24 protein-coding genes are annotated in these 24,078 nt (G+C 71.9%); 8 read left to right on the top strand and 16 right to left on the bottom strand.

What is annotated here, in order from left to right; translation table 11 throughout:
• Window positions 1-74 precede the first annotated feature (74 nt).
• From ACFVH0_RS35385 to ACFVH0_RS35345, 9 genes are all read right to left on the bottom strand, one after another.
• Window positions 75-1,214, bottom strand: coding sequence for a zinc-binding dehydrogenase (locus ACFVH0_RS35385; RefSeq protein WP_385827033.1), 1,140 nt, complete (start codon window positions 1,212-1,214; stop codon window positions 75-77).
• Complete coding sequence (locus ACFVH0_RS35380) at window positions 1,211-1,513, bottom strand: putative quinol monooxygenase (RefSeq protein WP_385827031.1); 303 nt, start codon at window positions 1,511-1,513, stop codon at window positions 1,211-1,213. The genes ACFVH0_RS35385 and ACFVH0_RS35380 overlap by 4 nt, the downstream gene beginning before the upstream one ends.
• 5 nt (window positions 1,514-1,518) lie before the next feature.
• Window positions 1,519-2,178 carry a glycerol-3-phosphate responsive antiterminator gene (locus ACFVH0_RS35375; protein ID WP_259930594.1) on the bottom strand — a complete coding sequence of 220 codons (660 nt, stop codon included), beginning with the start codon at window positions 2,176-2,178 and terminating at the stop codon, window positions 1,519-1,521.
• 49 nt (window positions 2,179-2,227) lie between these two features.
• The gene (locus ACFVH0_RS35370; RefSeq protein ID WP_385827029.1) at window positions 2,228-3,781 is read right to left on the bottom strand and encodes an FAD-binding oxidoreductase; all 1,554 of its coding nucleotides are present in this window, start codon (window positions 3,779-3,781) and stop codon (window positions 2,228-2,230) included.
• Window positions 3,778-5,451, bottom strand: coding sequence for an FAD-dependent oxidoreductase (locus tag ACFVH0_RS35365; protein WP_385827027.1), 1,674 nt, complete (start codon window positions 5,449-5,451; stop codon window positions 3,778-3,780). The genes ACFVH0_RS35370 and ACFVH0_RS35365 overlap by 4 nt, the downstream gene beginning before the upstream one ends.
• Window positions 5,452-5,525: 74 nt before the next feature.
• Complete coding sequence (locus tag ACFVH0_RS35360) at window positions 5,526-7,097, bottom strand: FGGY family carbohydrate kinase (RefSeq protein WP_385827025.1); 1,572 nt, start codon at window positions 7,095-7,097, stop codon at window positions 5,526-5,528.
• A 94-nt stretch (window positions 7,098-7,191) separates the two neighbouring features.
• On the bottom strand, window positions 7,192-8,646 hold the full coding sequence (locus tag ACFVH0_RS35355) for an MFS transporter (RefSeq protein ID WP_385827024.1): 1,455 nt from the start codon (window positions 8,644-8,646) through the stop codon (window positions 7,192-7,194).
• A gap of 310 nt (window positions 8,647-8,956) precedes the next feature.
• Window positions 8,957-10,507, bottom strand: coding sequence for a peptidoglycan-binding protein (locus ACFVH0_RS35350; protein WP_385827022.1), 1,551 nt, complete (start codon window positions 10,505-10,507; stop codon window positions 8,957-8,959).
• 222 nt (window positions 10,508-10,729) lie between these two features.
• Window positions 10,730-11,446 carry a nitroreductase family protein gene (locus ACFVH0_RS35345; protein WP_385827020.1) on the bottom strand — a complete coding sequence of 239 codons (717 nt, stop codon included), beginning with the start codon at window positions 11,444-11,446 and terminating at the stop codon, window positions 10,730-10,732.
• 300 nt (window positions 11,447-11,746) lie between these two features.
• On the opposite strand from ACFVH0_RS35345, the gene ACFVH0_RS35340 reads away from it, so the two are divergent.
• Genes ACFVH0_RS35340 through ACFVH0_RS35325 form a run of 4 tightly spaced genes read left to right on the top strand, consistent with a single transcriptional unit; the run spans window position 11,747 to window position 14,688 of the window.
• A complete protein-coding gene (locus ACFVH0_RS35340) occupies window positions 11,747-11,980 on the top strand; it encodes an acyl carrier protein (protein WP_385827018.1) in 234 nt (77 codons plus the stop codon).
• A complete protein-coding gene (locus tag ACFVH0_RS35335) occupies window positions 11,977-13,227 on the top strand; it encodes a beta-ketoacyl-[acyl-carrier-protein] synthase family protein (RefSeq protein WP_385827016.1) in 1,251 nt (416 codons plus the stop codon). Before ACFVH0_RS35340 ends, ACFVH0_RS35335 begins: the two co-directional genes overlap by 4 nt.
• A 30-nt stretch (window positions 13,228-13,257) precedes the next feature.
• Window positions 13,258-14,175 carry an alpha/beta fold hydrolase gene (locus tag ACFVH0_RS35330; protein WP_385827014.1) on the top strand — a complete coding sequence of 306 codons (918 nt, stop codon included), beginning with the start codon at window positions 13,258-13,260 and terminating at the stop codon, window positions 14,173-14,175.
• Window positions 14,176-14,187: 12 nt separating this feature from the next.
• Window positions 14,188-14,688, top strand: a complete 501-nt coding sequence (locus ACFVH0_RS35325; RefSeq protein ID WP_385827012.1) for an SRPBCC family protein — start codon at window positions 14,188-14,190, stop codon at window positions 14,686-14,688.
• A 77-nt stretch (window positions 14,689-14,765) separates the two neighbouring features.
• Here the strand turns inward: ACFVH0_RS35325 and ACFVH0_RS35320 are convergent, their stop codons facing one another.
• Together ACFVH0_RS35320 and ACFVH0_RS35315 are read right to left on the bottom strand one after the other, a co-directional pair.
• Window positions 14,766-15,134 (bottom strand): nuclear transport factor 2 family protein, encoded by a 369-nt coding sequence (locus tag ACFVH0_RS35320; RefSeq protein WP_385827010.1) that lies wholly within the window; start codon window positions 15,132-15,134, stop codon window positions 14,766-14,768.
• Window positions 15,135-15,273: 139 nt separating this feature from the next.
• Window positions 15,274-15,726, bottom strand: coding sequence for a DUF5709 domain-containing protein (locus ACFVH0_RS35315; protein ID WP_385827008.1), 453 nt, complete (start codon window positions 15,724-15,726; stop codon window positions 15,274-15,276).
• Window positions 15,727-15,962: 236 nt separating this feature from the next.
• Here ACFVH0_RS35315 and ACFVH0_RS35310 point away from each other — a divergent pair, with 236 nt between their 5' ends.
• Window positions 15,963-16,193, top strand: coding sequence for a DUF6296 family protein (locus ACFVH0_RS35310; RefSeq protein ID WP_385827006.1), 231 nt, complete (start codon window positions 15,963-15,965; stop codon window positions 16,191-16,193).
• Between the two features lie 13 nt (window positions 16,194-16,206).
• On the opposite strand, the gene ACFVH0_RS35305 is transcribed toward ACFVH0_RS35310, so the two are convergent.
• On the bottom strand, window positions 16,207-16,632 hold the full coding sequence (locus ACFVH0_RS35305; RefSeq protein WP_385827004.1) for a cold-shock protein: 426 nt from the start codon (window positions 16,630-16,632) through the stop codon (window positions 16,207-16,209).
• A 139-nt stretch (window positions 16,633-16,771) separates the two neighbouring features.
• Window positions 16,772-17,647, bottom strand: coding sequence for a DMT family transporter (locus ACFVH0_RS35300; protein WP_385827002.1), 876 nt, complete (start codon window positions 17,645-17,647; stop codon window positions 16,772-16,774).
• A 128-nt stretch (window positions 17,648-17,775) separates the two neighbouring features.
• Between ACFVH0_RS35300 and ACFVH0_RS35295 the strand changes: the two genes are divergently transcribed.
• A complete protein-coding gene (locus tag ACFVH0_RS35295; protein ID WP_385827000.1) occupies window positions 17,776-18,918 on the top strand; it encodes a winged helix DNA-binding domain-containing protein in 1,143 nt (380 codons plus the stop codon).
• Window positions 18,919-18,943: 25 nt separating this feature from the next.
• On the opposite strand, the gene ACFVH0_RS35290 is transcribed toward ACFVH0_RS35295, so the two are convergent.
• Window positions 18,944-19,786 carry a response regulator transcription factor gene (locus ACFVH0_RS35290; protein ID WP_385826998.1) on the bottom strand — a complete coding sequence of 281 codons (843 nt, stop codon included), beginning with the start codon at window positions 19,784-19,786 and terminating at the stop codon, window positions 18,944-18,946.
• 132 nt (window positions 19,787-19,918) lie between these two features.
• Between ACFVH0_RS35290 and ACFVH0_RS35285 the strand changes: the two genes are divergently transcribed.
• Window positions 19,919-21,595: an AMP-binding protein gene (locus ACFVH0_RS35285; protein WP_385826996.1), complete on the top strand. Its 1,677-nt coding sequence runs from the start codon at window positions 19,919-19,921 to the stop codon at window positions 21,593-21,595.
• Window positions 21,592-23,199, top strand: coding sequence for an AMP-binding protein (locus ACFVH0_RS35280; RefSeq protein ID WP_385826995.1), 1,608 nt, complete (start codon window positions 21,592-21,594; stop codon window positions 23,197-23,199). Before ACFVH0_RS35285 ends, ACFVH0_RS35280 begins: the two co-directional genes overlap by 4 nt.
• Before the next feature lie 22 nt (window positions 23,200-23,221).
• Here the strand turns inward: ACFVH0_RS35280 and ACFVH0_RS35275 are convergent, their stop codons facing one another.
• Window positions 23,222-23,440, bottom strand: coding sequence for a hypothetical protein (locus ACFVH0_RS35275; RefSeq protein WP_259930576.1), 219 nt, complete (start codon window positions 23,438-23,440; stop codon window positions 23,222-23,224).
• A gap of 77 nt (window positions 23,441-23,517) precedes the next feature.
• Entirely contained in the window at window positions 23,518-24,072 is a 555-nt protein-coding gene (locus ACFVH0_RS35270) for a GNAT family N-acetyltransferase (protein ID WP_385826993.1), read from the bottom strand.
• Window positions 24,073-24,078: the final 6 nt, after the last annotated feature.

The raw sequence follows: 24,078 nt of genomic DNA, 5'->3' as shown, positions 1-24,078 counted from the left end.
GGTCTGCGTGCTCGACGCCGGGCGGGTGATCGCCGAGGGGCAGGGGCGCCGCCGGCCGCGGCACGGCTCGGGCGTCAGGCGTTCAGCATGCCCGAGGTGTCGATGACCTGACGGATCGCCCGGCCGGAAGCCAGCTCCTCCATCGCCGTGTTGATGTCGGACAGCGGCAGCGTGCCCGTGTGCATCAGCTCCACCGGCATCAGGCCCGCCCGCCACAGCTCCAGGAACCTCGGGATGTCGCGGCGCGGCACCGCGTCGCCCATGTACGAGCCCAGCAGGGACTTGCCCTCGCCCGCGAACGCCAGGGCCGGGACCTCCAGCACCCGGTCGGGAGCGGGCAGGCCCACCGAGACGACCCTGCCGCCCCGGGCCACCGCGCTCAGGCACTCGGCCATGACCTTGGGGCTGCCCACCGCCTCCACCGCCAACTCTGCGCCACCGGAGGTGAGTTCGCGGATCTGCCGCACCGCGTCGTCGGGGGCGTACGCATGTGAGGCACCCAGCCGGAGCGCCAGCTCGCGCTTCTCCAGGACCGGGTCGACCGCGATGACCGGGTACGCGCCGGCCGCACGGGCGCCGAGCACCGCGGACAGGCCCACCCCGCCCAGGCCGTAGACCACCGTCGACTGCCCCGGACGCAGGGCCGCCGTGTTGATGACGGCGCCCGCGCCCGTCAGGACCGCGCAGCCGAACATCGAGGCCACGGCGAACGGGATGTCCTTGGGGATCGGGACCACCGACTCCTGGGCCAGCACCGCGTGTTCGGAGAACGCCGAGACACCCAGCTGGTGATGGACCGGGGCGCCGGAGGCATCGGTCAGCAGCGAGGGGCCGTGCAGCAGCGCGCCGGAACCGTTCGCCGCCGCGGCCTGTGCGCACAGGGCCGGGCGGCCCGCCGCGCAGTCGCCGCAGAAGCCGCAGCTCGGTACGAAGACCAGTGCCACATGGTCACCGGGGGCGACCCGGCCGACGCCCGGTCCGGTGTCCTGGACGACACCCACCGCCTCGTGGCCCAGCGCCATCGGCAGCGGACGGACCCGGTCGCCGTTGACCACCGAGAGGTCCGAGTGGCAGAGCGAGGCGGCCGCGATGCGGACCAGCACCTCGCCCTCGCGCGGGGCGCCCAGCTCCAGCTCCTCCACCTCGACCGGACGGGACTCGGAATACGGGCGGGCCGTCGACGTCCCGCGCAGCACCACCGCACGCGTCTTCACGCGACCGCCTCCGGACGCGGGGCGCAGCGCAGCACGTCACGGCTCTCCAGCAGCGGGACGACCTTGCCGAGCACGATCTCCTGGAAGTGCGGGGTGGCGCAGTGCGCGGTGAAGTCGGCCTCGGAGGCGTACTCCTCGTACAGCACGATCGCCCTCGGGTCCTCGGTGCCCTGGTGGACCCGGTAGGCGAGATTGCCGGGCTCCTCGCGGGAGGCGGCGGCCATCGTGTCGAGCAGCGGAAGAACGGTGTTCTCCTCGCCCTCCTTGGTGCGGTAACGGGCTACGACCACGTATGTCATGGGGGTTACTCCTGGGGTGGGGCGGGCCTCTTCAGGGCGGCGGGCGGGACCGGCGGCAGCTGGTCCCGGCGCAGATGCCAGAGGCGGGGGTCGGACGTGGCGGCCGCGGCCGACCCGAGGGCCAGCGCGAGCGCGACGTCCGCGGCGGTCTCCACGAAGCCCGCGGCCACCGACGGGGACATCGCGCGCTGGGCCTGCGCGCTCATCCGGGCGATGATCGGGGCGGGCATGATCTCGACCAGGTCCGGCGCCCCGCGCGAGATCGCGTCCGTGGAGCGGCGCAGATTGGACCGGTCGGTGACGAACACCTTCATCATCGTCAGCAGGCCGAGCGGGCGGCCCTTCTCGATGAGGGAGAGACGGGTGCTTACCACGCCGTGCGCGCCCATGTTCTTGATGAACTCCAGCGCGCCCCGGTCCTGAGCCAGACCGGGGCTGCTGTCCACGTTCACGAACACGGTCTTCCCCGCCCGGCCCAGCGCCGGCACGACCTGGGGCAGCTGCCCCACGGCGAACGAGGCGAGGATGCACACCTTGGCCGGTGCGGTCAGGAACTGCCGCAGCGGCTGGGTGCCGACGACCGACGCGACGACCGGCACCTCGGCGAACGCCGCGGTGAGCCGGGGGTCGAGCGGGGCACCGGACCGGGAGGGGGAAGGGGTCATGGCAAGGGCCTGCCTGGGGAAGGGGTTCGTGGCTGCTGAGACCCTGCGGTCAGCTCAGCGGAGACGTACCGAATCGGCTGGGAAGGCCCAGTTTGCCAGGGTTGAGAATGCCGGCCGGGTCCAGGGCCTTCTTCACCGCGACGAACGTCGCGAAGCCCGCCCCGAGGGCTTCCTCCAGGTAGGGGCCGCGCAGCAGGCCGCAGCCGTGGTGGTGGCTGAGCGCCGCCGCGTGCTCGATCAGTACGGCGTTGGCCGCGTCCCACACCGAGCGGTACCAGTCGCGGCGCGACTCGGGAGCCACGTCGCCGCGCAGCGAGAAGTAGACGCAGGCACCGTCGGTGTAGGCGTGGGACTGGTGCGCCGAGGCGGCCAGGGTGCCGGGCACCGACTGGATCGCGGCGACCACCTCGTCGTAGATCGCCGGCAGGTCCGTCCAGGACGCGGCCATCTCCAGGGTGTCGGCGACGAAGCCGGGACCGGGCTTGAAACCGTCCGCGGACTTGCCGACCAGCATCCGCTCGTCCAGCCAGCGCTCGAAGACCGCCTTGCTGTCCAGCTCCGGGCCGTACTCCTCGCAGACCTCCCTGGCCACCTTGATCGAGGCGTCGACGATGGCCGGGTCGCCCTCGTCGGCGACGAGCAGCAGGTTGGTCTCCGGGTGACCGAAGTGGGTGCCCGACTCCAGGGCGTCGTACAGCCGCAGCACGGCCGGGGTCGCACCGCGCTGCATGATCCTGCGGCAGGCGTCCAGGCCCTCCGCGAAGGTCTTGAAGCCGAACGCGACGGCGTCGGCGTACTCCGGCAGCGGATGGACCCGCAGCCGGGCCGAGACGATGACACCGAGGGTGCCCTCGGAACCGACGAACAGCTGGCGCAGGTCCGGGCCGACCGCGGCGCGCGCGTAGTCGCCGTAGGTGGCACGCGTGCCGTCCGCGTGCACGACGTCCACCCCGACGACCATGTCCTCGATCTTGCCGTACCGGGTGGAGAGCTGACCGGCGCCGCGGCAGGCGATCCAGCCGCCGACCGTGGACACGGCGAACGCGGACGGCCAGTGCCCGGTGGTGACGCCGTACTCCTCCTGGAGCTGCTTCTCGAAGAGGTCGCCGAACATGCCGGCCTGGACATCCACGATGTTGGACTCGGCGTCGAAGGCGGTGATCCCGTTCAGTCCGCAGACGTCCAGGACGACGCCGCCGAAGACCGGCAGCGCCGCGCCCGTGACGTTGGAGCGGCCGGCCGACGGGGTGACCGGGATGCCCGCCTCGTGGCAGATCCGCAGCACGGCCGCGACCTGGTCGGCGTCGGCCGCCTCCACGATCACGGCGTCCGGCGTCGCGGGACGGCCCTCGGTCTCGCCGATCATCGAGCCGGCCCACCAGTCACGGGTCCGGGTGACGACCTCCTCGCGGGCGGTGTGCACCGCGTGCGCGGCCTCGCGCAGCGCCTCGATCACGGTCTCGGGGACCTCGACCGGGTCCACCTGGAGGGCGGCCTCGCCGTCGCCGATCGGGGTGTTCTGCGCCCACTTGGCGAAGCTGGGGGCGCCGATCGTGTAGTTGCCCCGGTTGAACGGGTGGGTGATGGTCTGACGGCTGATCATGCTGCTGCCCCTTCGAGGAGTACGGACTTTTCGTGACGGACGGCTGCGAGGTACTCGGTGACCGAGCGCTCCACCTCGGCCTGAGTGAGGTTCAGTTCCCGGCCGAGGATCGCGCCGACGGCCTCCGCCGCGTCGGCGGACGCGTCCCGGGCGAACAGCCGGGCGCGCATCCGGCGCGAGAGCACGTCGTCGACCGAGCGGGCCAGTTCGGCGCGGGCCGCGTACACGACCTCGGCCTTGGTGTACGGGAGTCCCGCGACGATCGGCTCGGCCAGCGACGGGTCGTCCTGGATCAGGTCGCCGACGAAGCGGGCCTCGGTGCCGAAGCGCTCGCCGAGGTGGGCGGCGATGCCACCGGAGGCCGCGACGGCCTCGGCGTCGTAACCGGCGCCGCCGAGCAGCGGGAGGTCGGTGGTGCGGCTCCTCGCCTTGCGGCCGAGGACCGTCATCACCTTGTCGATGACGAGTTCGCCCATGTGCCGGCTGGTGGTGAGCTTGCCGCCGGTCACCGTCACCATGCCGGTGCGGCCCACGGTGATGTGGTGGTCGCGGCGCATGTCGAGGGTCGCGCCCTCCTTGCCGCCGACCAGCGGGCGCAGACCGCCGATGGAGCCGACCACGTCGTCCGGGGTGAGCTTCCCCTCGAAGGCGGTGTTGGCGCCCTCCAGCAGGAAGTCCATCTCCTCGCGGGTGCAGTGCACATCGTCGGGGGAGCCCTGGTAGTCCTCGTCGGTGGTGCCGAGCACGACGCTGTTGCCCCAGCGGGTGCAGGTCGCGCGGCGGGCCCGGCCGGGGATCGGCACGGTGACCGTGCAGTTGATCCGCACCTTGTCCCACGGCACCACGATGTGGACGCCCTTGGCGGGCCGGACCTGCGGCCGGTGGCCGTCGTCCGCCTTCGCGTCGAGCTCGTCGGTCCATACGCCGGTGGCGTTGACGACGGCCCGGGCACGGATGTCGAAGCTGTCGCCGTCCGCCGAGACCCGGGCACCGGCCACCCTGCCCGCCTGCATCAGCAGCCCCTCGGCCTTGGCACCGTTGAGGATCGTCGCACCGAGCGCGGCGGCGGTCCGGACGATGGTGAGGACGAGGCGGGCGTCATCGGTACGGGCGTCGAAGTACATCAGCCCGCCCTTGAGGTTCTCCGCACGCAGCGTCGGCGCCTGCGCGAGGACCTCCGGAACGGTGAGCCGCTGGTGCAGCTTCCCGATCCGCCAGCCGCCGACCAGGTCGTACGTCCACAGCAGCCCCTCGAAGCCCTTGGCGAGACGGGCGTCGAAGATGCCCTCCTTCTCCAGGATCGGGAAGAGGAACGGCAGCCGGTGCACCAGGTGCGGGGCGTTCTTCCGGAAACGGTGCCGCTCCAGGAGCGAGTGGCGGACCAGGTTGACGTTGCCCTGCTCGATGTAGCGCAGGCCGCCGTGCACCATCTTCGAGGACTTCGACGACGTTCCGGAGGCGAAGTCGTCCTTCTCGATCAGCGCCGCGCGCAGCCCGCGCGAGGCCGCGTCGAGTACGGCGTACGCCCCGGTGATGCCGCCGCCGATGACGAGCACGTCGTACGTGTCGTCGGCCAGCCGGCGCTTGAGGGCTGCCCGGTCGAGCAGCAGGGGCGTTCGGCGGGTCGCCGCGGCGCTGCGCCGCGGCTTCCGGGCGGGCATGGTGATCACAACATCAACTCCTGGTGTTTCGGTGCGGCGGCCGCATGGTCGGTACCGGCCGCCGGGTGACGGTCGGGGGGCCGTCAGTGGGGGGTGCGAGGTTCGGGGTTCTTCAGGGGGAGCAGCGCGGGATCGCCGAGGTGGGCGATCAGCACGTCGCGCCAGGCGGACCGCTGGGCGGTGCGTTCGGCCGCGGTGATCGCGGGTTCGAAGATCCGGCCGAGCGGCTGTGCCTCGACGACCTCTTCGAGCGAGGACCACAGGCCCCGCGCGACACCGGCGAGATACGCGGTGCCCCGCAGGCTGGCGGTCGCGGAGTCGGAGACCCGCTCCAGCGGCAGGCCGGTCAGGTCGGCCTGGGTCTGCATGAGCGGGTCGCTGCCGGAGACCCCGCCGCCGACCCGGAGCCGGGTGAACGGGGTGCCCATGGTGTCGGCGACGCCGTCGATCAGGTCGCACACCGAGTGCGCGATCCCGTCGAGCACGGCGCGGGCGAGATCGGCGCGGGTGGTGGCGAGGGTGAGCCCGGTGAGGGCGGCGGTGGCCTCCGGGTGCCAGACCGGCGTACGGACCCCGGCGAGTGCCGGGACGAAACGCGGGGTGCGGCCCGGCCGGGTGGGGACCCGGCCCGCCTCCTCACCGAGCTCCTTCGGCGATGCGAACAGGCCCAGGTCGTCGCAGAGCCAGTTCAGCGCCGAGCCCGCCGTGGAGGTGTACGCCTCCAGGCTGTAGTGGCTGATGTCGCCCTGCCGCCGGCCGGGCTGGGCGAGCACCCCGGAGATGTCCGGCCGGGGCAGGGCGGGCGTGGTGCCGGTCGCCGCGTCGACGAAGGCGCCGGTCCCGTAGACGCACATGCCCTGCCCGGCGGCGAGACCGCCGAGCGCGACGAGTGCGGCGTGCTGGTCGCCCATGGAAGCGGCCAGCGGGACGGCGATGCCGAGGGCGGCCGGGTCGGTGGTGCCGAATCCGGCGTCGTCGGAGCGGAGCTCAGGGAGCAGGTCGAGGGGGAAGCCGAGATGGCCGATCCACTCCTCGTCCCAGGCGTGCCGCTGGAGCAGATAGCCACCGGTGGAGGCGGCGTTCGTCGGCGTCGTGGCGTGCACGGCGCCGCCGGTGAGGCGCCAGATCAGCCAGGTGTCGACGGTACCGAAGAGCAGCCGGCCCTCGCGGTGCGCGGCGGCCACCTCCGGGTGCGCGGCGATCTGCCGGGCGGCCCAGAGGAACGGTGCGCGGGCGCCGACCGGCCGGCCCTGGCGGGCCAGCAGGGCGGTGTCCCACTCCGCCTCGTACGAGGTGAGGTCGGCCGCGTACCGCCGGTCCTGCCACACCACCGCGGGCAGCAGCGGCCGCCCGGTCACCCGGTCCCACAGCATCGCGGTCGCCCGCTGGGTGGACAGCGCCACCGCGGTGATCTCGATGCCCTCCTCGCGGGCCCGGCCGACGGCCCGGCGCGCCACCTCGACGGTGGCGGTCCAGATCTCCATCGGGTCCTGCTCGACCGAGAGGTCGTCCGGATGGCTGACCTTGATCGACCGGTAGAACACCTCGTGGGCGGCGCCGGAGTCGAGGACGACTCCGGCCCGGGTACCCGTGGTGCCCTCGTCGATGGACAGCACACCGCGCCGTGCGGCGGCGCCGGGGAACGTCTGCGTCATTGCAGCCCTTTCATTGCGAGCATCGCGAGCGAGCCGTGCGGGGAAACGGGGAGGGGTGGGGACCATCGTGTGGTCCGGCGGGCCCGGCGGCCGGTCAGCGCGCGGTCACGGATCCGGCGGATTCCGGTGAGCCGGCCGGCGCGGCGACGGCGGCCCGGTCCTGCCCGGCGGCCTCGTCGGGGGAAGCGGCCTTCGTCGGATCCCACTTGATCGCCAGACAGGTGATCAGGCCGAGCAGCGGCACGACGGAGAGCACGAGGAAGGTGTCGGCGAGCCCGAGAGAGTCCTTGATCTGCGGGAAGACGTACAGCCCGACGACACTTCCGAAGCTGCCGACCATCCCGGTGACGCCGGTGCCCAGCGCGCGGACATCGCTGCTGTACGAGAGCGCGGCGATGGACTTGCCGTTGGCGCCGGGGCCCGCCGAGTGGCAGAGGATGAACAGCACCGGCAGCAGGAACGCCACGGCCGTGGGCACCTTCTCGAAGGTCAGCCCCATCGCGAGCAGCGCCACGAACACCCCGGCGAAACCGGCGGCGGAGCTGAGCCGCAGTCCGAGCCGGCGGCCGAAGTACGCGGAGAGCAGACCGCCCGCGATACCGAAGGCGTTGAAGACCATCGAGCCGATCGTGGCCTTCTCGAAGCTCTCGCCGAAGATCGTCAGGCTGATCAGCGGGAGGTACCAGCCGACCGCGAAGTACTGCATCGACTGCCCGAGCGAGATGACCGAGGAGAGGACCGTCCGGGGCAGGTACTCGCCCTTGAACAGCAGCCCGGCCTGACGGAAGCCGATGGCGGGCGCCTCGGTGGCGGCGCGGGTCGCCTCGTCCGGCTTCCCGGCGACGGCCCGGATGCCGTAGATCCGGTCCAGGTTGACCACGGCCTCGTCCAGCCGGCCCTTGCTCGCCAGCCACGTGGGACTCTCCCGCAGCATCAGCCACTGGCCCAGCAGCAGGGCGGCGGCGACGACCGCGGCCGAGCCGACCGACCAGCGCCAGATGTCCGCGCCGACGTCAAGGTTGAAGAAGACCAGGGCGAGCGCCAGATTGCTGGTGGTGGCCACGTACCAGACGGCCTGCCACAGGTTCAGCCGGCCGCCCAGCTTCGCGGGCGTGTACTCCGCCAGCAGCGCCATGGCGACGGCGAAGTCGATGCCGTACGCGACACCCACCAGGACCCGGCCGAGCCAGACCACGGTGAAGTCACCGGCGAAGGCGGCCAGCAGGGCGCCCGCGATCGCGAACACCTTGGCGATGAGCAGCGGGGGAACACGGCCGATCCGGGTGGCGAGCCAGCCGCCGACCGGGTTGAAGATGATCGCCAGGGCCGGAGCGGTGGCCGTGAGGATCGAGACCTGCGTGCTGGTGAGCTCCATCTGGGACGTCATCGGTCCCAGACCGGCGCTCAGCGCGGCGTTCGAGTAGGCGTCGAGGAACAGCCCGCCGAACACGAGAAACCAGATGACCTGCGCCCGGCCGGTGATCTTTCCCAGCCCATCGATGAGCGCAACGACGTCGGCGACGCCTTTGACGCTCGGACGTTGTGCCATGAATCCGCCTTCGAGGAAGACCCATCGGCGGCACGGGGAGCACAAGAAAACAGGCATGACGAAACCACCGACAGGTGGTCTATGTCTGTGCCTGTCAAAACACTGCGGAAAGCGCCGCAGCACGTGAACTGCAAGGAATGCGAACTACGCAGTGAGGTTAAGAACGCGCCAGGAGAAACGTCAAGGGTTTCCGGCAGGTTACCTGAACGTGACATGGCTCCCGAGGTCAGGGCCGTCGTCGTGGCGGGAGTGCGCGTGGGGCGGGGCGGGCCGTACCCGCTCCGCCCCGCCCCACCTGCGCGGACGTCCGTCAGCGGCCCGTCTGCAGCGCCGCCCAGGTGTCCGGACCCACCATGCCGTCGGCCGTCAGGCCCCGGCTCGTCTGGTAGCTGAGCACCGCCGTCACCGTGGCCGGGCCGAAACTGCCGTCGATGCCCACCGTCGAGCCGAGCGCGGCGGTCAGCGCGCGCTGGAGCCGCTTGACCCCGTCGCCCGAGGCGCCCTGCTGGAGGCTCGGCGTGGCGCCGGCCGACAGCAGCGCGGTCCACGTTCTGGGGCCCACCACCCCGTCGGCGTTCAGCCCGCGGGCCGCCTGGTACGCGGTCACCGCGGTCTTCGTGGCCGGGCCGAAGCTGCCGTCCACGGCACCCGCGGAGTAGCCCTGGTCGTTCAGCAGCTGCTGGACCGCCTTGACCTGGGCGCCCGTCGCGCCGCTCTGCTGGGTCGCGTACGAGGTGAAGCTCAGCCGGTCACCGCTCTCGCCGCCGTTGTCCCCGCCGACCAGCTCCATGTAGCGGTTCCAGTCCCAGTAGGGCCCGGGGTCGGTGTGGTCGTTGCCCGGTGCCTCACTGTGCCCGATGATGTGCGCCCGGTCCTTGGGGATCCCGTAGCGGTCGCACAGTGACCTGGTCAGGGCCGCGGACGAGCGGTACATCGTGTCAGTGAACCAGGACGGGTCGTCGATGAACCCCTCGTGCTCGATCCCGAGCGACGAGGAGTTGGCGCTCCTGGCGTGGTAGGCGGTGTCGCTGTCGCGCACCGTCTGGGTGATCTCGCCGTCGGAGGAGCGCACCACGTAGTGGGCGCTCACCTCCGAGGCCGGGTTCTGGAACCAGCTGATCGAGCCCGCGTACGAGCCCTGCGTGACATGGACGACCACCTTGTCGATCTTCGCCGAGCGGCCCGCCGCGAAGTTGTTCGGGTCGGCGGGCACCCACAGCGCGGACGGGTAGTCGGGGCTCTGGGTGCGTACGTCGGAGGCGGCGAGCGCACCCTTGTGCGGGGCGACCGGACGGCTCGTCACCGAGATCCGCTCGCCGCCGGGGACGACCGCGTCGAGCCCGGAGGCCAGGAAGGTGTAGACGGTGTCGGCGTAGAGGGCGGCGGCGGAGCCCTGCGCACCGCCGTACCGGGCGACGGCCGGGTACCAGGCGTCGATGTCGTCGCGGTCCCGGGCGTCGAGACCGAGCTTGTCCGCGTAGGCGCGCAGCACCGCGGCGCCGCCCAGGATGTTGGCCCCGGTGTCGGTGCGCAGCTCGGTGAGCGTCCTGCCGGTGAGGGCGGCGGCCTGCTCCAGCGTCCGGTTCGTGGGGTTGCTCACCAGATGCATCACACCGAAGCCGTTGGCCTGGCTGGGGCGTCCGGAGTGGCCGTCGAGCCGGGTCTCGCCGTAACCGACGGCGGCGAGCAGATCGCGCGGCACGTCGAACCGCGCGGCGGCCCGCTCGAACGCCCGGTCCATCGGGTGGCCGTCGTCCGGAGCGGCGAAGGCCGGCGTGCCGGTCACGGTCAGGACGGTGGCGGTGAGGGCCGCCAGGACGGATGCGCGGCCCTTTGTGTGGGCGGCGGCGCGGCTGGGCATACCTGCTCCTGCTCGGTGGGGGGAAAGAGGACGGCCCCCGGGCCCGAGTGGGGTGGGCCGAGGGCCGTGAAGCCCGCTCAGCGTATCCATCTGTTCAGGGCATGACAATCATCTGCTCGGTGTGTCGAACCGCCCTTCACTCCAACGGAGTTGATGGGAATCCGGCGGCCTTCCCGGCGAGCGGATGGACCGTCACCGGGCGGGACCGGCGGTGGGTCCGCCCTACCAGCGGTCGCGGTGGATGACGTCGGCCACCGGGCGGCGCCGCACCGGGCCGAAGCTGCCCTGCGGCCATCCGACCGGAATCGCGGCGTAGGTGTGCATGTCCTCGGGGATGCCGAGGACCTCCTTCCACTCCTGCTCCAGCATCAGATGCCAGATGGTGATGTTCGCCGCGAGCCCCAGGGCCCGCGCGGCGAGCAGGACGTTCTGCACGCCCGGGTAGACGCAGGAGCCCTCGGCAAGGGCCTGGAAGCGCGTCTGGGTGTTCGCCATCCGCTCGGTCGCGGCCGGGCCGAGCGCCCGCGCGGAGGCCAGCAGCCCCTCCTCGTCCAGGCGCGGCTCCGGGAACCGGTAGCAGGGCACGATCAGCGCCGGGGTGTCGGCGAAGTGGTCGCGCTGGTACTCGATCGCGGCGACCATCCGGCCGTACGCCGCGTCGTCCATGCCCTTCGGGGTGTACTTCCCGGTCGTCGCCAGATAGGCGTCCACGCACCGCTTCCACAGCGGCGCCAGACGGGCCATCATCTCGCGGTCGGTCACCACGACGTACTCGTAACACTGCATGTTGCCGCCGCTGGGGCCCCAGACGGCGGCCTGTATGAGCTGCTCCAGCGTCTCGTCCGGCACCGGTTCCGGCCTCAGGCGGCGCATCGCGCGCATGGTGGACATCGTCGGGAAGAGCGCGGGCCCGTCGGCATGGGGCGTGTCGATCGTCATGATCGCGGAGTGTACGGGCCGGGCACCGGCCGGGGAGGCCCGTCGGCAGGGTTCGAGGAGGGTGCCCGAGCGGGTTCGCTCCCGCCATCGTGACGGCCGCCGCGGCCCCCTGGAGCCGGTCGCCGTGAACCGCCGAAATCGCACACCTGGACAGCAGCCCACCACATGGGGGAACACGGACCGGCTTCACCTTCGCGAAGGCGTATAAATGGTTCCTCCGGAGACCAGCCGGCGTCCCCCGATGGCACTCACACCTCACGCGGCAGGGCGTCACCGCGTACGAGAACGCAGGAGCGCCGCATGAGCACGGCAGAAGAGATCAGCACCTTGCTGGTGGCGAACTTCGGCACCGACCCCCTCGACATCCAGCCCGAGGTGCCGCTCCGTCACCTCAGCCTCGACTCGCTGGCGTTGGAGGAGCTGCGGCTGATCATCGAGGAGCGGATGGGCGTCGACCTGGACGACGTCGAGCTGACCTCGCGGGACACCGTCGGCAGGCTCGTCGACATGGTGCACCGCAAGGCAGCCGCGTGACGGGCCGCCCGTACCGCCCCGAGCCGTTCGCCGCCGCCGTCACCGGGATCGGCATGGTCACCGCCGCGGGCATCGGGACCGAAACGACCTGGCGCACGGTGTGCGAGGCATCGACCGCCCCGTCGGTGCCGCACCGGCCCGAACTCCACGACCTGCCCTGCGACTTCATGTACACCATCGCCGGCCTCGACCCCCGGGGGCTGCTCGGCGTGGCGACCGCACGGCTGATGGACCGCTTCTCACAACTGGCCGTCATCGCGGCCCGTGAGGCCGTCGCCGACGCCGGACTCGACCCCTCGGTCTGGGACGGCGGACGGGTCGCGGTGGTCATCGGCTCCGCCCATGGCGGACTGCCCTTCTACGACGAGCAGCACACCACCCTCATCGAACGCGGCGCACGCCGGGTCTCCCCGAAGCTCGCCCCGCTCACCGTCGTCAACGGCGCGGCCAGCAGCGTCGCCACCGACCTCGGTGCCCTCGGCCCGAGCCAGGCGGTGTCCACCGCCTGCTCCTCCGGCACCGTCGCCATCGGCACCGCCCACCAGATGCTCCGCACCGGGGCCTGCGACATCGTCATCGCGGGGGGCGCCGAGTCGGTCTGCTCCCGGCTGCTGATCGCCAGCGCCTGCCAGCTCAAGGCCGTCTCCACCCGGCGCGACGAACCGGAGGCGGCCTGCCGCCCCTTCGACACCCACCGGGACGGCTTCGTGGTCGGCGAGGGCGCCGGGCTCCTGGTGCTGGAACGGCCGGAACACGCCCTGGCCCGCGGCGCCACCGTCCGCGCGCACATCGCGGGCTACGGCGCCTCCAGCGACGCCTACTCCGCCGTCGCCCCGGACCCCGAGGGCCTGGGCATCGAGCGGGCGTTGCGCTTCGCGCTCGCGGACGCCCAAGTCGCGGCCCGCGACATCGGCCATGTCAACGCCCACGGCACCTCGACCGTCTCCAACGACCTCATCGAGGGAACGATGCTGCACCGGGTCCTGGGCGAACACCCCCTGGTCACCTCGACGAAGGCGATGACCGGACACACACTGGGGGCCGCCGGAGGCATCGAGACCGCGCTGACCGTGCTGGCGCTGGAGCACCGGCTCGTACCGCCCACCGTGAACCTCGACTCCCCGGACCCCGCGATCCCCGTCGAAGTGGTGCGCAAGGAGGCCCGGCCGGGAACGTTCGACGCGGCCGTCAAGACCTCGCTCGGTTTCGGCGGACACAACGCCGCACTCGTTCTCACCAGGGCCTGACCCGGAAACCCAAGAGGCAGGCGAACCACCATGGCCGACGAGATCATCCGGACCCTGACGGTGGACGGGCTGCGCTACGGCTACCGGGTCCTGAGACAGCCCTCACCGCGCACCGAACCGGTCATCATTCTCGGCGGCGCGCTCCAGGGCATGTACGGCTGGCCGCAGATGGACGACCATCTCGGGCCGCTCGCCTCCGTGATCACCGCCGACCTGCCCGGCATGGGCGACGCGGACCCGCTCCCGCCCGGTGCGGGTGACGACGTCCTGCACGCCGCCGTCACCGGGATCATCGACGATCTGAACGTACCGAGGGCCAACCTCTTCGGATTCTCCTACGGCACCTCGATCGCCTTCGGCTGCGCACAGCAGCACCCCGGCCGGATCGCCCGGCTGATGCTCGGCGGGGTGCCCGCCCACATCACCGACGACCAGCGCAACCGCTGGGGCCGCGCCGTCGACCGGCTGGAGACCGGTGACCTGGAAGGGCTTGCCGGGCTGGCCGCCGGGGTGCTGATGTGCCAGGACCCCGAACGCAGGGTGCACCGAGGGGAGTTGGCGCGACGCTATGTGAGGCGCTCGTTCCTCTACGCCCTCACCCACTCCCCGCACGCAGCCCGGTCGCTGCACCGGGCGCTGGGGCACCGCCCGGACTTCTCCGGCGGGCTGACCGGCGTACCGGCCCTGGTCTTCGCGGGTGAGCACGACACGGTGACCTCGCCTGAGCGGCAGCGCTCCTTCGCGGCCACGATCGAGGGCAGCAGGTTCGTCACGATCGGGGAGTCCGACCACTGGGTGGTCCTGGAGCGTCCGGACGATGTCGCGGACCTCGCGGCCCGCTTCTTCACCGACCGCCCACTGGAGCCGGCCCCCGGCCTCGCCGCGCTCCCGGCACAGTCGCGGACCTCGCAGACACCCGCGGGACGGGACTTCGCCGACACCCCGTAGGAAGGAACTGTCATGGACAAGCCTGAGTTCGTCTACGCCATCTACATCCAGACCAGCGCCGAGAAGCTCTACCACGCGCTGACCGACCCCGAGCTCATCAAGATCTACATGGGCGGTTACGGCCCCGACTCGACCTGGGAGCCCGGCGCACCGGTCCGCTGGAAGATGGACCCGGACGGCGAGTTCGAGGAGGTCGGACAGCGGGTCCTGGCGGCGGAGCCCGGCAAGCGGCTCGCGTACACCTGGCACACCCTCCAGCCCATGCACCGCCAGATGTTCGACTTCGCCTCGGACGAGGAGTGGGACCGGGCCGTCCGGGAGCGGTCGAAGGTCGCCTTCGACATCGAACCGGCCGAGGAACCCGAGCTGGGGATCAAGCTGACGCTCACCCATGACGGCTTCGACGACCCCGGCAGCAGGATGCTGGAGGGCGTCAGCGACGGCTGGGTCGCGATCATCTCGACGCTCAAGACCCTTCTGGAGGGCGGGAAGTTCCTCGACGAGCCGGCCTGAGGCGGGCCGGCCCGGCGTGGGTCGGCCCGGGCCGGGTGGTGCGGTGCCGGGCCCGCCCCCGGGCATCCGGCGGGCTTTCAGACGCCGGGCACCCGGTCGAGGAACCCGCTGACCGAGGTGATGCGGCCGTCGTCGGCGAGGGCGATCACATCAGAACCGGCGACCGGCGCCGAGCCGTCGGCGGTGGAGACCAGCTCCCAGCCGAAGCGCACGATGTCGTGGTGTCCGTCCGGCGTGCCGGAGAGCCGGAACTCGAAGCCGGGGAACTGCTGATGGGCTCCGTCGATCGTGGCCGCGAGCTCTTCGTGGCCGCTCACATCGGCCAGCGGGTCGGTGTAGGTCGCGTTCTCGGTGAAGGCGGCCGCGACGGCCTTCGCCAGCTCCTCGTCGGTGGCCGCGTTCCAGGCGGCGAAGTAGCGCTGAACGGCCTCGTCGTATGCGGTCATCGTGCTGCCCTCTCCTCGTGTCCCGGCTTCCGGGCCGGGCTCTCGTGTGCTGGTGAGGAACACGATGTCCGAAGGCGCGGAGGGCGTCGATTACCTCCGGGGTAATGGCACGCGCGGCCGGGCGGGGAGAGGCGCCGTGTCAGATCCGGCCGTCCGACACCACGTGCATGGCGGCTTCCTCCGCCGACGCGGCGGCCCCGTCGATCCCCACGTCCTCGCCCGCCATGGTGTCCGGCTCGTCGATGTCCAGCTGCCGGGTGAGCCGGCCGGCGCGTACCGTGCCGACCTCCGCGTCCCAGAGCTCGCCGTCGCCGTCGGGCAGGTCCCCGAGACCGTCGCCGACGGTGTCGGAGGACTCGGGCAGTTCGCGGGCCAGGCGGCCGTCCAGCGACTCGCCGTCGCACTGTTCGGCGGCTGTGGTGCCCCGGTCCTCCACCGCCCACGGCCGCTCGGGCGGGGAGTAGCCCTCGTCGAGCGCGTCGGTCAGCTGCCGGTCGTCCAGGGTGTCCTCGATGTCGAGCTGCTCGGTGAGGTCCGAGGCCTCCGGCTGCTGGGGCTGGTAGACATCGTCTCCCCTGTCGGCATTCATCATGGCGTCGTCCCTTCCCGAATCAGGGGATCTTGGGCGTGCATGCCGTGCACACGACTCGGGAGAAAAGGGGATCATTCCTGCGGTATGCACCCGAGTGCTGTCGAACCGCCCGTATGGCTTCAGGATAACGGTCTCGGGCGGGGGAGGGCCGCTGCTCGGGCGCCGAGGGCCGGTCGGAGGGACCATGGAAGATGCGGGCGCAACATGCCCTGCCCCATCCACAACGGAGAACGGTCATGGATTACCCGGAGAGCTACCAGTTGGTATTTCAGGCGTCCGCGGTGGAGGACGACACGGTGACCGTCCGGCGCACAGCACAGTCGGGGGCGGGCGGCTTCCCGATCTACGAGGACGAGACCGGGATCGTGCGCGCCGAGATCAGCGACCACGGCGAGGTGCGCATGCTGGCCAGCGGCGGACACCAGGTGCTCGGCACCCCGCTGGTGGTGCGGGAGCCGAGCGGCTGAACCCCTGCGTCCGTCAGCCCTCGGTCCAGCCGTGGTTCTTGGCGAACTGCAGCAACCCGCGCCGGATCTGCAGGATCTGAGCGCCCGTCAGCGAAGGTGCGGACTCCAGCAGGACGTCGGTCACGTCCCTGGTGTACTCGGCCGCGCTGAGCACATCGCACAGGGTGTCGTCGTCGGGCGCCCCGGAAGCGGTGACGGCCACGGGCCTCGGCGGAGTCAGCGGTTTCCCGTCGGGCCCCTCGGCGAGCCGGACGGACGACGCCTTCAGACCCCGGTCACCGTCCTCGATCTCGAACTCGACCGCCGTACCCGTGTGTACGTAGGACTCGGGGATCAGCATGTCGTTGACATGGAGGAAGACGTCCTCACCCCCGTGATCGGGTGCGATGAAGCCGTAACCCCGAGCTCCGTCGAACCGCACGACACGACCAGAAACCACACCGACCCCCAGGGAAGAACCGGGCCCCTTGCCCGTACACCGCACATGGCTCGACCGGAGGATAGCCCCGAGCGGTCGGGCGGCGCGACCCGGTCGGGAGCAATCACCGCGCCCGGCGGCCGGGGCGGCGACGGCCCGCTCACTTGACCCGGCGCGCGGGCGGGGCCGCGTTTCCGGCCGCCAGCGGGGAACGGGCCAGCTCGACACAGCCCGCTGTGATCAGAGCGAGCGCGACCAGCTCCGGCAGCACCCACCACCCGGTGCGAAGCTCCTCGCCGAACAGCGTCACCCCGTACACCACACTGATCAGCGCGTCCCCGAGGGTCAGCATCGGCTGCACGGCGACCAGCGTGCCCGCCTGGAGCGCGTTCTGGAGGAGGAACAGGGCGCCCACCCCGGCCGCCGCCGTGGCGTACAGCTGCCAGGAGGTCAGGAGCGCCACCGCCCCGCCGCCCCCTTCGAGCCGTGCCATCGCGTCCTTCATGAGCGCCGCCGTCAGGGCGTACCCGCACGCGGCGGCGAGGCCCAGCAGCGCGCCCCGGGTGTTGCCGCGGCTGCCCAGGGCCGAGCCGATCAGCGCGGCCTCGAAGAGCCCGGTCAGGATCAGCGCGGGGATCCAGGCAGCTCCGTGCACGCTCGTACTGCCGCCGGCGGGGGCCGCCGACGCCATGCCCAGGGCCAGCCCGAGCGTCACGGCCGCCACCCCGTACCGGACCCGTTGGGGCAGCCGGACGCGCATGACGAACGCGGCCATCAGCAGCGTGGCGGGCAGCTCGATCACGAAGATCGGCTGGACCACGGCGATCGGCCCGGTGGCCAGCGCCACCGCCTGGCAGACGGCCGCGACGATCACCAGACCGATCCCGGCGAGCCACAGCCGCTGGCGCACCAGGTGCCCGATCAGTGACAGGCGCATCACCTCGCTGTCGGGGACGGTGCGGGCGGCACGGCGCTGGAGCACGGAGGCGGCGCCGTTGCTGAGCGCGGTGAGGACGGCGAACAGGACACTGATCACCGGTCCATGATGCGGGCGCCCGCCCCCCGATCCGGGGTCCTGCGACACGGCGGCATGGCGGGGTCACCGACCGGAGCACAAGCCCGAAGAGGACCGAAGCTGTCCGCAAGGCCGCGTAGCGTGCACCCATGGCCGTCAGGAAGAACCCCGCCGCACCCGCGGTGCTGTCCCCGCGCGCGCTGAACCGCGCCACGCTGGAGCGCCAGCTGCTGCTGCGCCGCACCGCGATGTCCGCGAAGGACGCCGTGGAGCACCTGGTCGGCCTCCAGGCACAGAACACCGAACCGCCCTACTACCAGCTCTGCGCCCGCCTCGAAGGCTTCGACCCGGCCGAGCTCGCCGGTCTGATGGAGTCCCGCGAGGCGGTCCGTATCGTCACCCTGCGCTCCACCCTCCACCTGCACACCGCCGCCGACGCGCTCACCCTGCGCCCGCTGGTCCAGCCGGCCCGTGACCGGGAGCTCAACACCTTCCGCAGAGGACTCGTGGGGGTGGACCGGGACCGGCTCGCTTCGGTCAGCAGGCGGCTTGTCGAGGAGCGGCCCCGTACGCCCAAGGAGATCCGCGAGGCGCTGCTCGACGAGTGGCCCGCCGCGGATCCGCAGTCGCTGGGCGTGGCCGCCCGCTGCCTGCTGCCGCTGGTCCAGGTGACCCCGCGCGGGGTGTGGGGCAGGAGCGGCCAGGTCACGCTGACCACCGCCGAGCACTGGCTCGGTGCCCCGCCGCAGCCCGCCGCCGCGCCCGACGCCACGGTGCTGCGCTACCTCGGTGCCTTCGGGCCGGCCTCGGTGCGGGACATGCAGACCTGGGCCGGGCTGACCCGGCTGCGGGAGGTCTTCGAGCGGCTGCGGCCGCGGCTGGTCACCTTCCGGGACGAGAACGGGGCCGAGCTCTTCGACCTGCCGGACGCCCCGCGCCCGGACGAGGACACCCCGGCCCCGCCGCGCTTCCTGCCCGAGTTCGACAATGTGCTCCTCGGCCACGCGGACCGCACCCGGGTGATCCCGTCGCGGTACCGGGGGCGCAACGGGAAGGGCAATCAGTCGTACGGGACGGTGCTCGTCGACGGATTCCTCGCGGCGATCTGGCGGCTGGGCGACGGCACCGGCCCGGCGGCGCTCACCGTGCAGCCGCTCGGCGGGCTGGGCCGGGCCGAGCGGGACGCGGTCACGGAGGAGGCGGCACGGACGCTCGCCGTCATGGCGCCTTCGGCGGGCGGCTCCGACGGGTACGACATCCGGTTCGGGACGTTCGTCGACTTCGGGGAGTGAACCGGGCGGGGCCCCGCGGCCACGGCTACGGCAGCAGCCCCGCGCGCCGGGCCGCCACCACCGCCTGCAGCCGGGTGTGCGCGCCCAGCTTGCGCATCGCCGAACGCAGATAGCCCTTCACCGTCTCCGGCCGCAGCCCGAGCCGCTCCGCCGCCACCGCGTTCGTCGCTCCCGCCGCCACACAGGCCAGCACGTCCAGCTCGCGGGGCGCCAGTTGGACCGCGCAGGGCCTGGGGGTGCGGTCCCCGGCCGCCGAGGCGAGCAGCCCGCACACCGTGAGCAGCTCGTCGCGCAGGGCCGGGTCGACGACCTTCGGGACCAGGGCCCGCAGCTCGCGGTGGGCCTCGCGGACGTCCTCCCAGGCCTCCGGGGCCGCCCTCGGGTCCGTGACCTGCTCCCGGGTCACCGACAGCAGCTGCTGCACCTCGTCCCGCACCACCAGGGCCTGCTCCACATCGCGGGCGGCGGCGACCGCCGCGTCGAACGTGCGGTCCCCGAGCGTGATCGGCTCGCGCAGCGCCCCGTACAGCACACCGCGCACCTTGCGCCGCACCACGACGGGCACCGCGACCACCGAGCGCAGGCCCTCCGCCGCGACCGCGAGGTCGTACTCGTGGCTGATGTGGCGCGAGGAGTGGTAGTCGGTCACCGCGCACGGCCGGGACAGCGCGATCGCCTTGCCGCCGAGCCCGCTGCCCGCCGAGATGACGAGCCCGCGCAGCACGCTGGTCTGCGCCCCGTTCAGCTCGGCGATCCGGGCATGACGGGCATCGGCGAGCAGCCCGCCGAAGGCCACCGGCAGCCCGCTGCTCCGGCGCAGCCGCAGCAGCGCCGCCTGCATTTCGACCGCATCGACGGATTCCGGCACGCTGACGCCTCCCTGCCCGGCTCCGGGGGGCTCGGCCACCCCCTCGCTGCACCCCCGTTCGGGGGTGGTGAGACCTGGGTCACTGTTTACATGATGTTAAGTGACCGGTCCGGTCCGCAATGAGGAGGGCACATGTCGGCAACCAGCGCGACGGAAACGTTCCGGGCCGCCCGGGACTTTCTGCTGAAGCACCGCGAGGACTACCACGCGGCCTACGAGGGCTTCAGCTGGCCCAGGAACGACCATTTCAACTGGGCTCTCGACTGGTTCGACGTCATCGCCGAGAACAACGACCGCACCGCCCTGCACATCGTGGAGGAGGACGGCAGCCGCACCGAGGTGTCCTTCGCCCGGATGTCCGCCCGCTCCGACCGGGCCGCGAACTGGCTGCGCGCCCAGGGCGTGCGTGCCGGGGACCGGATCCTCGTCATGCTCGGCAACCAGGTCGAGCTGTGGGAGACGGCCCTCGCCGCGATGAAGCTGCGCGCCGTCGTCATCCCCGCCACCCCGCTCCTGGGCCCGGTCGACCTGCGCGACCGGGTGGAGCGCGGCCGGGTCCGGCACGTCCTGGTCCGGGACGCCGACACCGCGAAGTTCGACGAGGTGCCCGGCGACTACACCCGGATCGCGGTCGGCGCCGAGGTGCCCGGCTGGCTCTCGTACGCCGGAGCCGACGAGCAGCCGGAGACCTTCGAGGCGGACCGGGAGACCGACGCCGACGAGCCGCTGATGCTCTACTTCACCTCCGGTACGACCGCCAGCCCGAAGCTCGTCGAGCACACCCATGTCTCTTATCCCGTGGGCCACTTGGCGACGATGTACTGGATCGGCCTCAAGCCCGGGGACGTCCACCTCAACATCTCCTCACCCGGCTGGGCCAAGCACGCCTGGTCGAACCTCTTCGCGCCCTGGAGCGCCGAGGCGACCGTCTTCATCTTCAACTACACCCGCTTCGACGCGGGCCGGCTGATGGCCGAGATGGACCGCTCGGGCGTCACCAGCTTCTGCGCCCCGCCCACCGTCTGGCGGATGCTGATCCAGGCCGACCTCTCCCAGCTGAAGACCCCGCCGCGCGAGGTCGTCGCGGCAGGTGAGCCGCTGAACCCGGAGGTCATCGAGACGGTGCGGCGCACCTGGGGCGTCACCATCCGGGACGGATTCGGCCAGACCGAGACCGCCGTCCAGGTCGCCAACACCCCGGGCCAGCTGCTGAAGGCCGGTTCGATGGGGCGGCCCAGCCCCGGCTTCAAGGTCGAGCTCCTGGACCCGGTCACCGGTGAACCCGGCGCTGCCGAGGGCGAGATCTCCCTCGATCTGTCCGGCCGCCCGGTGGGCCTGATGACCGGCTACCACGGCGACCCGGACCGCACGGCCGAGGCCATGGCGGGCGGCTACTACCGCACCGGCGACATCGGCTCGCGCGACGCGGACGGCTACATCACCTATGTCGGCCGTGCCGACGACGTGTTCAAGGCATCCGACTACAAGATCTCGCCGTTCGAGCTGGAGAGCGCCCTGCTGGAGCACGAGGCGGTCGCCGAGGCGGCGGTCGTTCCCGCCCCCGACCCGGTCCGCCTCTCCGTCCCCAAGGCGTACGTCGTACTCGCGGAGGGCTGGGAGCCCGGCCCGGACACCGCGAAGGTGCTGTTCGAGCACTCGCGCTCGGTCCTCGCCCCGTACAAGCGGATCCGCAAGCTGGAGTTCGCCGAGCTGCCCAAGACCGTCTCCGGCAAGATCCGCCGCATCGAACTCCGCGAGCGCACCGCCAAGGGAACCGGCACCGAGTACGACGAGGGGGATCTGCGATGAGCGAGCTCTCCTACGCGCACGGCACCGGCACCACGGCGCTCCTCGGCGACACCATAGGCCGCAATCTCGACCGCGCCATCGAGGCGTTCGGCGACCGCGAGGCCCTCGTGGACGTCGCGTCCGGGCGACGCTGGACGTACACCGGGTTCGGCGCCGCCGTCGATCAACTGGCCCGAGCCCTGATGGCGTCCGGGGTGGCCAAGGGGGACCGGGTCGGGATCTGGGCGGTCAACTGCCCGGAGTGGGTGCTGGTGCAGTACGCCACCGCCCGCATCGGCGCCATCATGGTCAACATCAACCCGGCGTACCGCGCGCACGAGCTGGAGTACGTGCTGAAGCAGGCCGGGATCTCGCTCCTGGTCTCCTCGCTCTCGCACCGCACCAGCGACTACCGCGCCCTGGTCGGCCAGGTCCGCGCCGACTGCCCCGCACTGCGCGCCGTGCACTACATCGGCGACCCGTCCTGGGACGAACTGCTGGCCACCGCCACAGCCGTGACGCCGGATCAACTCACCGCCCGCGAGGCGGAGCTTTCCTGCGACGACCCGATCAACATCCAGTACACCTCCGGCACCACCGGCTTCCCCAAGGGCGCCACCCTCTCCCACCACAACATCCTCAACAACGGGTACTTCGTGGGTGAGCTGGTCGCCTACACGGAACAGGACCGGGTCTGTCTGCCGGTCCCCTTCTACCACTGCTTCGGCATGGTCATGGGGAACCTCGGCATCACCTCGCACGGCGCCTGCATCGTGATCCCGGCCCCCGCCTTCGAGGCGGCAGCCGTGCTCGCCGCCGTGCAGCAGGAGCGCTGCACCTCGCTCTACGGCGTCCCCACCATGTTCATCGCCGAGCTGAATCTGCCGGACTTCGCCTCGTACGACCTCTCCTCGCTGCGCACCGGCATCATGGCCGGATCCCCCTGCCCGGTCGAGGTGATGAAGCGGGTCGTCGCCGAGATGCACATGGACGAGGTGTCCATCTGCTACGGCATGACGGAGACCTCGCCGGTCTCCACCCAGACCCGCCGCGACGACGACCTGGAGCGCCGCACCGGCACCGTCGGCCGGGTGATGCCGCACATCGAGGTCAAGGTCGTCGACCCGGTGACCGGGGTGACGACGCAGCGCGGTGTGGCGGGCGAACTGTGCACCCGCGGCTACAGCGTGATGCTGGGTTACTGGGAGCAGCCCGAGCGGACCGCGGAGGCCATCGACGCCGGCCGCTGGATGCACACCGGGGACCTCGCGGTGATGCGGGAGGACGGCTACGTGGAGATCGTCGGCCGCATCAAGGACATGATCATCCGTGGTGGCGAGAACGTGTATCCGCGGGAGATCGAGGAATTCCTCTACGGCCACCCGAAGATCGCGGATGTGCAGGTGGTGGGCGTGCCGGACGACACCTACGGCGAGGAGATCCTGGCCTGCGTGATCCCGAGGAGCCCGGCGGACCCGCCGACCCTGGACGAGGTGACGGACTACTGCCGCGAGCAGTTGGCGCACTACAAGATCCCGCGGCTGCTGCGGATCCTGGACGCCTTCCCGATGACGGTCAGCGGGAAGGTCCGGAAGATCGAACTGCGGGAGGGTTACGGGCAGTAGGGCCCGAACGCCCCGGGCGCGGTCAGGCGGCCTCGATGATGTCGCCGGTGCCGCCCCGGGTCGCGGCCGCCCACTCGATCAGCAGCACTTCGTAGGCGGCGGACTCCACGGAGGACCAGTCCTGGCCGGCGCGCGCGTCCACGAATGCCCGTATCGCCTCGTTCGCCCGGGCGGCGGACGGGGGCGCCGGCCGAGTCGCGCGCGGCCGGTCGTCAGGTGTGTTCCGTGGAGTTAAAGCCATGCGCACTACTTTAAGGCCCACCACTGACAGCGGGCCGAACATTTGTGGCCCCCTGGCCCGAACGTGACCGATTGCACTCACTGTTGCCGGTCGGCTCCGGTGAGCTGCCGGAGGTGCCCGGAGCGGGGGATCTCGCGCCGCATGCAGACCCGCGGCCAGTGATCCAGGCCGTGTTCGGCCTCCTGCGCCCTGATCTTCCGCAGCCCGTCGGTGAGTTCGCCGTCGCCCAGGGTCTGGAAGCCGAGGCGGGCGTAGTACGGCGCGTTCCAGGGGACGTGGGAGAAGGTCGTGAGCGTGAGCGCGACCAGACCGCGCTCGCCCGCCCATCCGGCGAGATGGTCGATGAGCGCGCTGCCCAGGCCGCGTCGCGCGGCGGACGGGTGCACGGAGACCTGCTCGATGTGGGCGGCCCCGTCGACCAGGTCGGCGATCAGATAGCCGGCCGGGCGGTCGTCCCGGTCCGCGGCCACCCAGGCGCGGCCGGCCCGGCGGTAGTCGTCCAGCAGCCCGAGTGCCGGAGGGTCGTCGTCCGCGATGGCGGTCATGCCGAGGGTGCGGAACGGTTCGCCGGCGGCACGTTCGATGTCCTGGAGCAGCGGGAGGTCGGCGGTGCGGGCGGTACGGATGCGCATACCGTC

This window comes from Streptomyces sp. NPDC127117, assembly GCF_042677325.1.
Lineage (GTDB): Bacteria > Actinomycetota > Actinomycetes > Streptomycetales > Streptomycetaceae > Streptomyces.
Note: the sequence above shows the minus strand (reverse complement) of the source record. Positions and strands in the feature narration are given on the sequence as shown.